The 13,238-nt window shown below is 29.0% G+C and carries 15 protein-coding genes; 14 read left to right on the plus strand and 1 reads right to left on the minus strand.

Annotated elements, in window-relative coordinates; all coding sequences use genetic code 11:
• The 14 genes from O3801_RS05765 to O3801_RS05830 all read left to right on the plus strand — a co-directional run.
• Positions 1-698 (plus strand): hypothetical protein (locus tag O3801_RS05765; RefSeq protein WP_371454361.1); only part of this gene is annotated, 698 nt, incomplete at its 5' end.
• Between the two features lie 133 nt (positions 699-831).
• Positions 832-1,521 (plus strand): hypothetical protein, encoded by a 690-nt coding sequence (locus O3801_RS05770; RefSeq protein ID WP_371454362.1) that lies wholly within the window; start codon positions 832-834, stop codon positions 1,519-1,521.
• 93 nt (positions 1,522-1,614) lie between these two features.
• A complete protein-coding gene (locus tag O3801_RS05775; RefSeq protein WP_371454363.1) occupies positions 1,615-2,658 on the plus strand; it encodes a hypothetical protein in 1,044 nt (347 codons plus the stop codon).
• 22 nt (positions 2,659-2,680) lie between these two features.
• Positions 2,681-2,998, plus strand: coding sequence for a metal-sulfur cluster assembly factor (locus O3801_RS05780; RefSeq protein ID WP_371454364.1), 318 nt, complete (start codon positions 2,681-2,683; stop codon positions 2,996-2,998).
• Between the two features lie 183 nt (positions 2,999-3,181).
• Entirely contained in the window at positions 3,182-3,748 is a 567-nt protein-coding gene (locus O3801_RS05785; RefSeq protein WP_004263672.1) for a DUF402 domain-containing protein, read from the plus strand.
• Complete coding sequence (locus O3801_RS05790; protein ID WP_371454365.1) at positions 3,729-4,541, plus strand: NAD kinase; 813 nt, start codon at positions 3,729-3,731, stop codon at positions 4,539-4,541. Before O3801_RS05785 ends, O3801_RS05790 begins: the two co-directional genes overlap by 20 nt.
• Complete coding sequence (locus O3801_RS05795) at positions 4,534-5,415, plus strand: RluA family pseudouridine synthase (protein ID WP_371454366.1); 882 nt, start codon at positions 4,534-4,536, stop codon at positions 5,413-5,415. The genes O3801_RS05790 and O3801_RS05795 overlap by 8 nt, the downstream gene beginning before the upstream one ends.
• A gap of 282 nt (positions 5,416-5,697) precedes the next feature.
• On the plus strand, positions 5,698-6,606 hold the full coding sequence (gene cysK, locus O3801_RS05800; protein ID WP_294682068.1) for a cysteine synthase A: 909 nt from the start codon (positions 5,698-5,700) through the stop codon (positions 6,604-6,606).
• Positions 6,606-7,145: a serine O-acetyltransferase gene (gene cysE / locus O3801_RS05805; RefSeq protein WP_371454367.1), complete on the plus strand. Its 540-nt coding sequence runs from the start codon at positions 6,606-6,608 to the stop codon at positions 7,143-7,145. Before cysK ends, cysE begins: the two co-directional genes overlap by 1 nt.
• A gap of 218 nt (positions 7,146-7,363) precedes the next feature.
• Positions 7,364-8,077 carry an HAD family hydrolase gene (locus O3801_RS05810; RefSeq protein ID WP_371454368.1) on the plus strand — a complete coding sequence of 238 codons (714 nt, stop codon included), beginning with the start codon at positions 7,364-7,366 and terminating at the stop codon, positions 8,075-8,077.
• Positions 8,078-8,300: 223 nt separating this feature from the next.
• The gene (locus tag O3801_RS05815; RefSeq protein ID WP_371454369.1) at positions 8,301-9,032 is read left to right on the plus strand and encodes a rhodanese-like domain-containing protein; all 732 of its coding nucleotides are present in this window, start codon (positions 8,301-8,303) and stop codon (positions 9,030-9,032) included.
• A 219-nt stretch (positions 9,033-9,251) separates the two neighbouring features.
• Entirely contained in the window at positions 9,252-10,139 is an 888-nt protein-coding gene (locus O3801_RS05820) for a rhodanese-like domain-containing protein (RefSeq protein WP_294682061.1), read from the plus strand.
• A gap of 288 nt (positions 10,140-10,427) precedes the next feature.
• The gene (locus tag O3801_RS05825) at positions 10,428-11,918 is read left to right on the plus strand and encodes a TIGR04282 family arsenosugar biosynthesis glycosyltransferase (protein ID WP_371454370.1); all 1,491 of its coding nucleotides are present in this window, start codon (positions 10,428-10,430) and stop codon (positions 11,916-11,918) included.
• A 10-nt stretch (positions 11,919-11,928) separates the two neighbouring features.
• Complete coding sequence (locus O3801_RS05830) at positions 11,929-12,507, plus strand: TVP38/TMEM64 family protein (RefSeq protein ID WP_371454371.1); 579 nt, start codon at positions 11,929-11,931, stop codon at positions 12,505-12,507.
• 44 nt (positions 12,508-12,551) lie between these two features.
• Here the strand turns inward: O3801_RS05830 and O3801_RS05835 are convergent, their stop codons facing one another.
• Positions 12,552-13,235 (minus strand): LiaF transmembrane domain-containing protein, encoded by a 684-nt coding sequence (locus O3801_RS05835; RefSeq protein WP_294682320.1) that lies wholly within the window; start codon positions 13,233-13,235, stop codon positions 12,552-12,554.
• Between the last annotated feature and the right edge of the window lie 3 nt (positions 13,236-13,238).

The following is a 13,238-nucleotide window of genomic DNA, read 5'->3' on the forward strand; positions in this document are numbered from 1 at the left end:
ATATTTATTCACGTGTTGATGCTATCTTTGAAAGAGGAAGTAAGGGGAGGAAGAATATCTCTCCAGAATTAAAAGAAAAATTTAAAAATGCTGCAGAGCACAGTTTATTAATTAGCGAAAGAGTTTTAGATGTATTTAAAGAAATTAGAATAAAGAAAAGTGTAGATGATTATTCAAGTGAATTCCGTGATAAATTACGTGAAAAACCATTTCTTTACAACTTTTATTTAACAGTGCCTGGTAAAGGATATTATATTGGATCTTATGGAATGGAAGTGGTAATTCTTCTTATTACGTTTTTCTTAATTAGGTCTGTAATAAAAAATATTAGAAAAAATAAAGCTGAATACGAAGAATTATTCATTACATATCCGGAGACAGAACGAGATTTAGATATTTTAGTACGAGAAGCAAAATATATAAACAAAAAATTAAAAGTCCTAATATACAAAGATGCATTAATATTATACGGCAAAGGGTTCAATTTCCAATTGTTATCAGGTTTTTCAAAGATAACTTTTGGTAGAGAAATTCGAAAAGGTAGAGTTGTAAGCTATATAGCACACTTCCACAATAATTTTAAAACAGATGAAAAAGTAAAAATCTGTTCGAACTATAAAAATTCAAGAGAAGATATTGACGAATTAGGAAAAACATTAAAACAAACCTTTGGAAAAACAGTAAGATATAATTATTGATAAAAATGTAATAATATTAGAAAACTAAGGCAATACACGTAAATACGGTATAAAGAGTATTTTAAAAATATATAAAGAAAACAAAAAGTATAATTATAGAAAATCTAAATAATTAAGGACGAAAAGGAAAGTTATGAAGAAGAGAAAACCAAGAGGTATAAGGTTAAAATTATTTTTTGCTATAATGTTTATTTTTGTTAGTATTGTAGCTGTTGGATCAACATATAATGACACCATACAATCTTCTGAAAGGTCATATGAAAAGGGTGATCAATTTGAAGGTGAAAGTATAGGAATTACATATGTTAAATTGGAAGCTCTTGAGGAACTAGATATAGTTGATAAAGAACTAGACGAAGATGAAAAATTTTATATGGTTGAACACGAAAATGGTTTTGTAATATTAAAAGCTACACAAGATGATATTAAGAAACTAATTCATAGTAGTGATGTACCAGAGGAGAAAATAATAAATGTAAAAGATAAAAATATTTATTCTCGTGTTGATGTAAAAAGTGAAAAAGGAAGAAATAGAGACAGAGTCCATATTTCTTTTGAATTATTAGATAAATTCAATGATGCAGCAAAACATAGTTCTTTGATTAAGAACAGAGTTTCAGATGTATTAAAAGAAGAGGGCTCAAATAAAACAGAAGCTTACTATAAAAAATTACAAGAAAAACCTTTTGTTTCTAACGTATATCTAACAGTACCTGGTTATTTATATTACATAGGCACTTATGTATTTACTACGATTTTTGTTCTAGGTACATTATTTTTGATAACTTCTATAATAAAAGATGTTAGAAAATCTAGAGGTTAATATGAAAAACTTATCATTGAATATATAAAGACAGAATATGTTATAAATATTTTAGTGTGTAAAAAAGTCTAAATAAAAAAAGGAAGTGAAGTTATGAAGAAGAGTTATTTAAGAGGAACAAGGTTAAAAATATTCATTGCTATAAACTTGTTTTTTGTTAGTTTGATCGCTACTATAGCTTCGTATAATATCTATACAAAGTCTGCTGAAACATTATATAATGAAGGTGATCAATTCACGGGGAATTATTCCGGAATTACTTATATTAAATTAGAAGCAATAGAAAAACTTGATATAGTAGATGAAAAATTAGCTGACGATGAAAAATTTTATATGGTTCAACACGAAAATGGTTTTGTAATATTAAAGGCTACACAAAAAGATATTAAGAAATTAATCCAAAGTAGTGATGTTCCAGAAGGCAAGATTATAGATCTGAAAGATAAAAATCTTTATTCTATTATCGATGTAATAGAAGAAAAAGGAAGCAAAGGAAAAACTAATATTTCTTCTGAATTGTTAGATAAATTCAATACTGCTGCAGACCATAGTACTTTGATTAAAGTTAGAATCCTAGAGGTAATTAAAGACCTTGGATTAGATAAGACAGAAGCTAATTATAAAAGTAAATTACAAGAAAAACCTTTTATTTCAAATGTCTATATAAAAGTACCTGGAACTATATATTACCTAGGTATTTATGGATTTCCTGCTGCTATTGTTTTGGCTACATTATTGTTAATTAGATCTATAATAAAAGGTATTAGAAAATCTAAAGCGGAATATGAAGAATTATTCATTGAATATCCAGAGACAGAATATGATGTAGATATTTTAGTGCGAGATGCAAAATATATAAATAAAAATTTAAGAGTTTTAATATATAAAGACGCATTGGTATTTTATGGAGGGGTGTTTAATTTCGAATTATTATCAGGATTTTCGAAGATTACTTTTAGTGATATAAATGATTCGAAAAATAATATCCAGTACTATACAGCGGAAATTCATAGAGAATTTGAATCAAATGAAGTAATAAAAATGTGTTCATATTATAAAGATGCAACAGCAGAAATTACTGAATTAGGAAAAATATTAAAAGAAGAATACGGAAAAGAAGTAGAATATGATTTTTAAGAATAAGAAAGAGGTAGAATAAATGGAAACATTAAAAGATAGAGTAATAGAAGCATTAGAAAATGTAATAGACCCTGAGCTTGGTATCGATATAATGAACCTAGGACTAGTATATGATGTTAAGATGAGTGATGATAATAAGCACGCTATCGTCGATATGACATTAACATCTATGGGTTGTCCTCTAGCTCCTATTATCATCGAGCAAGTTGAGACAGCAATGCTTGGTATTGATGAGATAGAAAAAGTAGATGTAAATATAGTTTGGGAACCAGCATGGACAAAAGATAAAATGTCACGATATGCTAAGATTGCTCTTGGTGTGATCGATTACGAATAGAATATAAATACAAAAAGCAATTTCAAAATTGAATTTAAGAAAAATTTTGAAGTTGCTTTTTTAATATTATTTATAGAAAATGGATAGAGAAATTTATAAAAAAATTGTTATTAGAGTAGAATGAAATATATTAAATATGTTATAATTAAAAAGACATTAAAAAAGAGTATGAAAGGAGGCACTATGTACAGAGGAGAAAGACCTAAAAAGGGCGATGTAGTTAAAATAATAGCATATAAACATGATGGCTCTATTCATAGAATTTGGCATAAAAATGTTGTACTAGAAGCGGATGAACAAGTTCTGATTTTAGCTAACAACAGGACACTTGTTACTGAAAATGATGGAAGAACATGGGTTACTAAAGAAGTAGCTTTAGTATATTTTCACAATGAATGTTGGTTTAATATAATTTGTATGTTTAGGGAAGATGGAGTTCATTATTATTCAAATTTAAGTAGTCCATTTGCATATGATGTAGATGGGGTAAAATATATTGATTATGACTTAGATATAAAGAAATATCCTGATGGAAAATATTTCTTATTAGATGAAGATGAATATAATCAGAATAAAGTACGTTATAAGTATGGCGAAAAAATTGATAAAATCTTAAAATATAATGTGAATAAACTTCAAGAATGGATTGATAAAAATCATGGAGCACTTGCACCAGATTTTGCTGATGTATGGTTAGAAAACTATGAAAAAATAATGGGTGAAGATCAAAATGTTAAAAGGAAAATTTAGTGTCGAAGTAAGACAGGATGAGATTTCAGAAAAAATAGGTTTGCAATTAAAAGAATTTTTATTATCTAGTCATCTGACAGAAGATGTGGAAAATCCAGATTATGTTTTTGCGATTGGTGGAGACGGGACTGTGCTTCGTACTTTTAATAAATACATGGATAAGTTAGACACGGTAAAATTTTTATCAATTCATACAGGTCATTTAGGTTTTTATACTGACTATTCAGCACAAAACTATGAAAAAATATTCTTTGATATGTTAGCGTTGACGCCAAAAATCGAGGAATACCCGTTGTTAAGAGTTAAAGCATACTGCTCTAATGGAGATTTAGTTTCAGATTATTATTCTTTAAATGAAGTAACTGTAAATAATCATACAGGTGTAACTTATGCTGCGAAAGTTTATATAAATGGTGTTCACTTTGAGAGTTTTAGAGGTGACGGCTTATGTATTAGTACGCCAACAGGATCAACTGCTTATAATAAGAGCTTAGGTGGCGCTGTAATTCATCCACAATTACCATTGTATCAGGTAACAGAAATAGCAGCCTTAAATAATCTTGTTTATAGAACACTAGGGAATCCATTAATCTTATCTCAAGATGATGAGCTGATGATTAAACCTATAAAACCGGAAAATCATCGTATTACTGTAGATCACATGCATTATAATTATGATAGTGTAGCTAAAATAAAAATAACTTTGTCGAAAGAGAAGAAGGTTTCATTCATTCGTTATAATGAAGATAGCTTCTGGCAAAGAGTAAAGAGATCGTTTATAAAAAATGACTAATATTGTTTTAAAATATACTATTAAAGAAGAACAAATTTTAAGGGAGTTTTTATTAGAAAATAACATTTCTAGAAAAACTTTAACAAGAATAAAGTTTGATAGTGATGGAAGTATAAAAGTAAACGGTAGAGAAGAGAATGTTAGATATCTTCTGAAAAAAAATGATATTGTAGAGATTACTTTACCGAGTGAAAATTTTAGTGAATTTGTTAGATTTATTAATAAGGATATTAATATAGTATATGAAGATCCATACTTTTTAATTGTAAATAAAGATATTAATTTACCTTCAATACCATCAAGGAATCTTGAAGATGAATCACTTCTTGAGAGAATAAACTATTATTTTAAGAGTAAAAGTATTAGTACAATTCCTCATATTGTAACGCGTCTTGATAAGAATACGTCAGGATTGGTGTTAATAGCTAAACATAGACACATTCATGCATTGTTTAGTAATCTTCAGATAGATAAGTATTATACTGCTTTGGTAAATGGAAAAGTAGAGGATAATGAAACTATCGAAGCTCCTATCCGCCGAGTAAGCTCTAGCATTATAGAACGTGAAGTAGGAGAAGATGGAGAATTCGCTAAGACTGAGTATTGGTTAGAAGAGTATATTTCAGACAAAGATATCAGTGTTGTTAAATTAAAACTTTATACTGGAAGAACGCACCAAATAAGAGTACATATGAAATATAAAGGTTATCCGCTCCTTGGTGACGAATTATATGGTGGAGATGTTCGTTTAATAACTCGACAAGCACTTCACTGTAATAATTTAATCTTTAACCATCCGATTACAAGTGAGATAGTTAATGTAAAAGCAGATCTACCAGAAGATATGATTAATATAATTAAACATAATGAGTAAGTATTTACTTGTTATGTTTTTTTATTAATTTTTTAGTGATTTATTTTGGAAATATTGTAGTAATTTATGTAAATAATTATTCATAAAAGAATGCTGAAAAATTAGAATTTTATAATTTTCAATGTTACTATTCTCATGTTTTTTAAAATTTAAGTTGTATTAGATCTATGTAAACGTTAAAAAATATTAGATTAATTACTTTATTTTCAGTAAGAAAGTGTGATATAATCTAAAACAAATAATAAAGTTATTTTAATAAGTCAGAAGAAGAGGAGGGATTTTATGATTTCAACATCATTAAAATTCGTGGGTAATACACCCGTATATCAACTAGATAACACAAATATTTTTGTGAAATTAGAGAAATATAACTTAGGAGGAAGTGTAAAAGACAGAGCTGTACTAGGTATGTTAGAAGAAGCTATGTCTCAAGGTGCTATTAATAAAGATACTATTATAGTAGAACCGACTAGTGGAAATACTGGTATAGCTGTGGCTATTTTAGCTTCAGTTTTAGGACTTAAAGCGGTAGTTATTATGCCTGAAAGTATGAGTATTGAAAGACGTAATATTATTAAAGCATATGGAGCACAATTAATTTTAACTCCTAAAGAACAAGGAATTAAAGGTTCAATCGAAAAAGCTGCGGCAATTCGTGAAAAATACAGCAATGCAATTTCTTTAAGTCAATTTGATAACCCAGCTAACCCAGCATATCACCACAAAACAACTGGGCGTGAAATCTTAGAACAAGTTCCAAATATAGATGTGTTTGTTGCAGGTGTTGGTACTGGAGGTACATTTACAGGTGTAGCAAGATACTTAAAAGAACAAAAACCAGAAGTAGTTACTGTTGCAGTAGAACCAGCAGAGTCACCAGCTATTAGTGAAGGACGCGGAGGAGCACACAAAATCCAAGGTATTGGAACAGGATTTATTCCAGAAAACTTCCGTAAAGAATATATGGATGAGATTTTAACTGTAACTAGTGAAGAAGCAATTGAAGAAACTAAAAACTTCTTACGTTCTACAGGTATTGGTATTGGTATTTCTTCAGGAGCGGCAATAGTAGGTGCTAAAAAAGCAGCTGAGAAGTATCCAGGCAAAAATATTGTAACAATCTTACCGGATGGAGTAGATAAGTATTTATCAGTACTTGATTTCGAAGATGTTACACATGTTGAAGTGTAATGGGATATTTTGAGAATTTAAACTATAATCTAAATCGTGTTTTAAGAGATGATCCTGCTGCTGAGTCAAAACTTATGGTATATCTTACATATCCACATATAAAGGCTCTTAACTATCATTTTTTCGCCCATAAGCTATATATAAAAGGATGGCATACTACAGCTCGTTTATTGGCGAAAAGAGCTCGTCGTAAGACTGGTATAGAAATACATCCTGGCGCAAAGATAGGTAAAGGACTATTTATAGATCATGGTATGGGAGTAGTTATAGGTGAAACAGCAGTAGTAGGTGATAATGTGACGATGTACCACGGAACTACTTTAGGTGGAACAACATTAGATCCAGTTAAAAGGCATCCAACGATAGGTGATAATGTTATGATAGGTGCAGGAGCAAAAGTTTTAGGGAATATTACAATTGGGAAAAATTCTAAAATAGGAGCAAATGCGGTTGTTAAACATAGCGTTCCTGATGGAACAATAGTTTATGAAGCTAGACCTGTAGTGAAATATTTGGAATCTGATAGAACACAGATTTAAGACAAAAAAGTAATATATGAGTCTATAGGTGCTTTCTTTAAAATACAAGAGTTAAACAATTAAATATTTATAGAAAAATAAAGGTGCTATCTAATTAATTGATTTTTTAAAAATCATAATTTTAGATATTAGCTCCTTTATTTTTTTATATTTATGTTATAATAATATTGAGAACGTATTAATAGTTAACATGAATTTTTATTAGGGAGGTGAAATTGATGACTAAGATAAAAAATCTAATTTTTGATCTAGACAATACTCTATATGATTTTAGTACTATTTGGAAAGAATCTAATAAGCAGGTATATGAATACTTAAAATACGATAAAATAGTAAGTTATGAAGAGTTTTTTAAACAGTATAAAGCTATTAATAATATGTTAGTGGAAGAGGTTTTAAAGGGAAATATTAAGCTAAGAGAAATCAGAAATAAACGATTAACCCTAACTCTAGAGAAATTCGGAATTATTCTAACGGAAGAAGATTGTAATAATTATTATGAGAAGCAGTTTGATTTTATCTTGGAATCAATTAAACCTAATCAAGAAGTAAATCAGTGGATAAAGCAATTAAATAAAAAATATAAAATGATAATTTTAACTAATGGGAAATCTTGTGAACAAAGAAGAAAAATCGAAAAACTTGGTTTAGACAATATGTTTAAACTATACATTTCAGGTGAAACGCATATTAGTAAACCTAAGGCAGAAGCATTTATTAATGTTCTAGAGAAGGAAAACATAGTGGCTAGTGAAACAATGATGATTGGTGATTCTCTACATCATGATATAAATCCAGCCAACAAACTAGGAATTAAAACTTGTTTGGTAGAAAGAAAGTGGCATTTTGATGATAAGTTAGAAAATTATACAGGATATAAAGTGAAAAATATTATTCAGTTTTTCTCAGAATTAGAAGCAAAGGAATTGTAAAAAAATATTATTATTTTTCTGAATATAAAGAAAGTATGAAAAAAATAAGGTCTATAATAAAGGTTATAATCACTACGTGGTTATAGCCTTTATTATATTTTATGTAAATTGAAATATAATGTAAAAAGTAAAATAATTATTTGTTATCTTGGGAAGTGATGTTGATTGATTTTCTCAAATTTGTTATACTGTTTATGAAAACTATTACAAAGGAGTTAAAATTATGAAAAAGAATAAGTTTTTAGTTATTAGTATGGCAGCTGTTTTATCTCTATCATTAGCAGGGTGTTCCTCAGCTTCTAATAGTACTTCGAGTAACAGTAATGGGACTGTTGCTGTAAAAGAACTTAAAGGGGAAGAATTAAATAAAATAGAAAAAGATGACAAAGAAAAAGAAAAATACCTTGTTATCGACGTAAGAGATGCTAAAGAATATAAAGAAGGGCATGTAAAACACGCTATTAATATTCCATTAGAGGATATTGAAAAACACGCAGAGCATCTAAGTGCATGGAAAGATAAAGAAGTAGTGACAGTTTGTAATACTGGTAAGAAAAGTAAGGAAGCTGCAGACAAACTTGTGAAAGCAGGATTTAAAAAAGTTTCTAATGCTCAAGGTGTGAAAGACTATAAAGACTATGAAATAGTTAAATTTACTACATTATTAGCAAGCGACTTCCAAGCAGCAATTGATAAAAAAGAGGGGACATTTATCGATGTTCGTGAAGCAAAAGACTACGAAAAAGGGCATGTAGCAGGAGCTAAAAATATCGATGTTAAGAATATTGATAAAGACCTAGCAGCATTATTACCAGAAGATAAAAATGCTCCAGTGTACACATATTGTTACAGTGGTAACCGTTCATCTAAAGCTGCACAAAAAGCAGTAGAACTAGGATATACAAATGTTTATAATGCTTGGGATGGAACAAAAGAGCATGAATATAAATTTTAAAAAATTGTAAATTTTCAGAGTAAGTTCTAATAAGAAACGAAAAAAAAGTTACTTTTAAAAAAAATATAAATATTATAAAAAAATGAGTAAAAATAATATAACTTATTAGAAAAAAAACTATTTTTAAGTTATACTAATAAGGGATGAGGTATACCTAAATGTATTAAATATTTAAGTACCACCTTGTCTCTTATTAAATAAGGAGAGGAAGAAATATAAATGAAATATAATAAATTTTTAGCTGTAAGTATGTCAGCAGTGTTATCATTAACTTTAGTAGGATGTTCAACTACTTCATCTGCAAAAGAATTAAAAGGTGAGGAGTTAAACAAAATTCAAAAAGATGATAAGGAAAAAGAAAACTATCTTGTTATAGATATTAGGGATGAAGCGTCTTATAAAGAAGGTCACCTTAAACACGCAATTAACATTCCATTATCAAAAATAGATAAGAGTATTGAAGAAATCCGTAAATGGAGAGAGAAAAAAGTTGTTGTTTATAGTGATAAATCTGATAAAACTAAAGATGCTGTAGATAAACTTACAAAACAAGGTTTTAAAGATGTAACTGGAGCTCAAAATGTAAAAGACTTTAGCTACGATCTTGTAAAATATACATCATTAAGTGGAAGTAAATTCCAGGATGCTTTATTAGATACTGCAGCAAATAATGTATTTTTAGATGTAAGAGATAAAGCTGAATTTGAAAAAGGACATGGTGCAGGGGCGAAAAATATCGATGTAAATAAATTAGATAATTTACAGTCTATTTTACCTGAAAATAAAGAGGTTCCTATATATGTTTATAGTAACACTGGAAACAGTTCATCTGTAGTGGCTCAAAAACTAGTTGACTTAGGATATAAAAATGTCTTTAATGCAATTGATGGAACTAAAGAATTTAGTTATAAATTTGAAATTGCTGACTGTTGTAAAGATCCAAGTGATGCAGTAAAAGGTTCAGAAAAACATGAAGGACATTGTGAAAACTGTGGAAACCACGAAGGTCATGAAGGTCACAATCATTCTGGAGAGAAGAAAGAAGACCATTCTGGACATGATCATTCTGCAGATAAGAAAGATGATCATGCTGGACACAAACATTAATATATAAAGTAAAAGGGTGACTCAAAATAGTAATTTCAATCAGAAATTTTTTAGTTGAGTTGTCCTTTTTCTTTATAGGGGACTGCCCCAAAAGTCTTAAAATTTAACAAAGTTCATATGAGAACTCATAGACGCAGTGGTTTATTGATATCTAAATACGCTTTATAAAAGCTTTTTAGATATCTAGTAAACTACTGCGGGAAGTGACTCGACAAAATCGATTTCTCCGAAATCACGATTTTTGAGTCACTCCCTCAGAAGATTTTATATAAAAGGAAAATTTCAGAGATGAAAAACAGGATAATATTTTTTACAAGAGTACCTAAGGTAGGTACAACAAAAACAAGGTTGTATGACTTTGTGTCCCCGGATACTGCTGTAGAAATTCAAAAGAAATTAATGAAAAAAAACTATAGTGTTTTAAAAGAGTGTGGGGAAGAAGTAGTAGTCTACCATGATGGTCAAAGTATTGATGATAAAGTGATGGAGCATATCTTAGAAAATAGAGAATTTTCTTATCAAGTAGGAGAAACACTTGGTGATAAAATGTATAATGCAATTGAAGATGAGTTAAAGACCAGTGATAAGGTGATTTTACTAGGTTCAGATATCTTTAATCTTCAAGAAAATATGATTCATACTGCATTTGAAAAGTTAGATAAGTATGATGTCGTTATAAATCCAAGTGTTGATGGTGGTTATTTTTTAATAGGGATGAAAAAAGCTATTAAAGAGGTCTTTGATCTTCCAAGTTATGGGGATAACACCGTTTTAGAGAATTTACTTACTGTATGTAATGAACAAAAGCTAAGTTATTATTTAGGAGAAGCTGGCTTAGACATCGATACTAAAGAAGACCTTTTATTAGCAGAGACAGGTTATAATAATATTAAGTTATTAGGTGCAGGGGAGTATAATATTAACTTTACCTTTGATGAAGGAGATTTGAAAAAGGTTCTCAGAATAAATATGAAGAGCCAGATGAATCTTGAAAATCAAATAGAATATGAATACGAAACGCTACAATTGTTGAAAGACAGTGGAGTTACACCAAAACCTTATGATTTAGTAACAAAGACAAATTTATTACCGTATAAATATTTAACAATGGAATTCTTAAAAGGAAGACCACTTAATTACAAAATAGATATGCATATTGCAGCTTATTTATTAAGTAACGTTCATAATACACCATATGGAGACAATAACTTAATCAATGTGACCAACCCATTCCAACTCATGTTTGATGAATGTAAACAGATGGCAGGGGAGTATTTAGCTTGGGATAAATCCGATGAGAAAGTTAGTTTTTATATTAATAGATTCTTAGAAAAGTGTCTGACACTTATACCTGAAAAGTATAGTATTGCTAATCCGTGTATTATAAACACTGAACTAAATTCAGGAAATTTTTTAATAGGTGAAGGAAAAGAGGACAGCTATGTTATTGATTGGGAGAAAGCATTAATAGGAGAATGTGAACAAGATTTAGCCCATTTTCTAGCACCAACAACGACATTTTGGAAAACTGATATTATTTTATCAGAAAATGAAATTAATGAGTTTTTAGAAGAATATAATAATTATAGAAATTTTGATAGAGAAAGATTCGAGAGATATTTAATATTTAATTGTCTAAGAGGAGTTACTTGGTGTAGTATGGCATTTAGACAGTATAGTGAAAATGATAAAATGTTAATGGATGAAACTACATTTAAGAAAATAGCTTCATATGTCGACTTAGAGTTTTTAGAGAAAGTATCAGCATACTTTAAATAGGAGGAGAGTAATGACTGAGTTTATTCAAAGTTTTGGTGTCTTAGCACCGATAATTTATGTATTAATGTTTATGTTCTTACCGGTATTTTTCTTTCCGGTTCCAATACTTGCTGTTGCTGGAGGAGTAGCGTTTGGTTTTGTAGAAGGAAGTTTACTAACTTTCGTTGGAGCGTCATTAAATTGTTATATTATGTTTGTAATATCACGTCGTTTCGGTCGTGAATGGGTGAAAAACTACCTTAAGAAAAAAATGACACCTAAGCAACACGATAGAATTTTTAATGTTAGTGATGAAAAACTAATGATGAGTTTAGTAATACTGAGACTAATACCTTTGGTACCATATAATATGATAAACTACGGATATGGTTTAATTAATATCAGTTTATCAAAATATATGATAGCGAGTGTGCTCGGTATTATTCCTGGAACAGTAGTATTCTTAAACTTCGGAGCTACTAGTACAAATATCTTCAGTAAAGAATTTTTAATTGCTTCATTATTAGTAATTTTATTAACTGTTGGATCAATCTATTTGTCTAAATTTGTAGAGAAAAGAGAACAGCAAAAGAAAGAAGAAAACAACTAAAAATAAAACTCTCAAGATTTCTAGAATTCTTGAGAGTTATTTTTTTATACATGAATTATTTCAACTTCCCCAAATGTTACAGAACCATTTAGGATAATTTTAACATCTTTTCCGATGTTTTGAGTTTGTTTTTGAACTTTTCCTAGGAAGTTATTTGTATTATTCTCGATTGCCCATTCTTTTGGAACATATACTTTTAGATTACCAAAAGAAATAGAAACATTAAGATCAAAGTTCTTAATAGGATAAGTATCTAATTTTTCAAAGTAGATAGTAGTAGTTCCGAATGTTGTAGAAGCAGAGAATGAATCAGATTTAGTTATGTCTACATACTGAACATTTTCTCCGAATGTTACATCGGAAAAATCATTACCATTTTTTATTTTTTGATGTTTTTTTACTTTGTAAAAGCTTTTGAATTCTCTATATTTGTATTTTCTAGGGACAAACATAGAAATACCTAGACTAAGGAAAACAGCAACAAAGAATATTTTTCCACCTGATATATCAGCAAATTGATAATTTTTATTGTATACATAGAATAATAATGCTAGAGGGAATATTGTTCCAAATGAATCAAAATCCATTAAACCTCGGATTGCGAAAAATCCTAGTACAACAGTACATATAGTTAGAAAGATTGATCCGTTTGGAAAAATACTAAATCCATCGAGTAAAGTAGTTACTGCAAGGATTATAAAAAATAATCCAATAAAACTGCGTCTCATTTA

Origin of the sequence: Gemella sp. 27098_8_149, from assembly GCF_041433745.1 — a bacterium.
Lineage (GTDB): Bacteria > Bacillota > Bacilli > Staphylococcales > Gemellaceae > Gemella.

Bases quoted from the DNA above. Each gene is read 5' to 3' on its own strand.
- O3801_RS05770 (WP_371454362.1), top strand. From the start codon at position 832: ATGAAGAAGAGAAAACCAAGAGGTATAAGGTTAAAATTATTTTTTGCT.
- O3801_RS05775 (WP_371454363.1), top strand. From the start codon at position 1,615: ATGAAGAAGAGTTATTTAAGAGGAACAAGGTTAAAAATATTCATTGCT.
- O3801_RS05780 (WP_371454364.1), top strand. From the start codon at position 2,681: ATGGAAACATTAAAAGATAGAGTAATAGAAGCATTAGAAAATGTAATA.
- O3801_RS05785 (WP_004263672.1), top strand. From the start codon at position 3,182: ATGTACAGAGGAGAAAGACCTAAAAAGGGCGATGTAGTTAAAATAATA.
- O3801_RS05790 (WP_371454365.1), top strand. From the start codon at position 3,729: ATGTTAAAAGGAAAATTTAGTGTCGAAGTAAGACAGGATGAGATTTCA.
- O3801_RS05795 (WP_371454366.1), top strand. From the start codon at position 4,534: ATGACTAATATTGTTTTAAAATATACTATTAAAGAAGAACAAATTTTA.
- cysK (WP_294682068.1), top strand. From the start codon at position 5,698: ATGATTTCAACATCATTAAAATTCGTGGGTAATACACCCGTATATCAA.
- cysE (WP_371454367.1), top strand. From the start codon at position 6,606: ATGGGATATTTTGAGAATTTAAACTATAATCTAAATCGTGTTTTAAGA.
- O3801_RS05810 (WP_371454368.1), top strand. From the start codon at position 7,364: ATGACTAAGATAAAAAATCTAATTTTTGATCTAGACAATACTCTATAT.
- O3801_RS05815 (WP_371454369.1), top strand. From the start codon at position 8,301: ATGAAAAAGAATAAGTTTTTAGTTATTAGTATGGCAGCTGTTTTATCT.
- O3801_RS05820 (WP_294682061.1), top strand. From the start codon at position 9,252: ATGAAATATAATAAATTTTTAGCTGTAAGTATGTCAGCAGTGTTATCA.
- O3801_RS05825 (WP_371454370.1), top strand. From the start codon at position 10,428: ATGAAAAACAGGATAATATTTTTTACAAGAGTACCTAAGGTAGGTACA.
- O3801_RS05830 (WP_371454371.1), top strand. From the start codon at position 11,929: ATGACTGAGTTTATTCAAAGTTTTGGTGTCTTAGCACCGATAATTTAT.
- O3801_RS05835 (WP_294682320.1), bottom strand. From the start codon at position 13,235: ATGAGACGCAGTTTTATTGGATTATTTTTTATAATCCTTGCAGTAACT.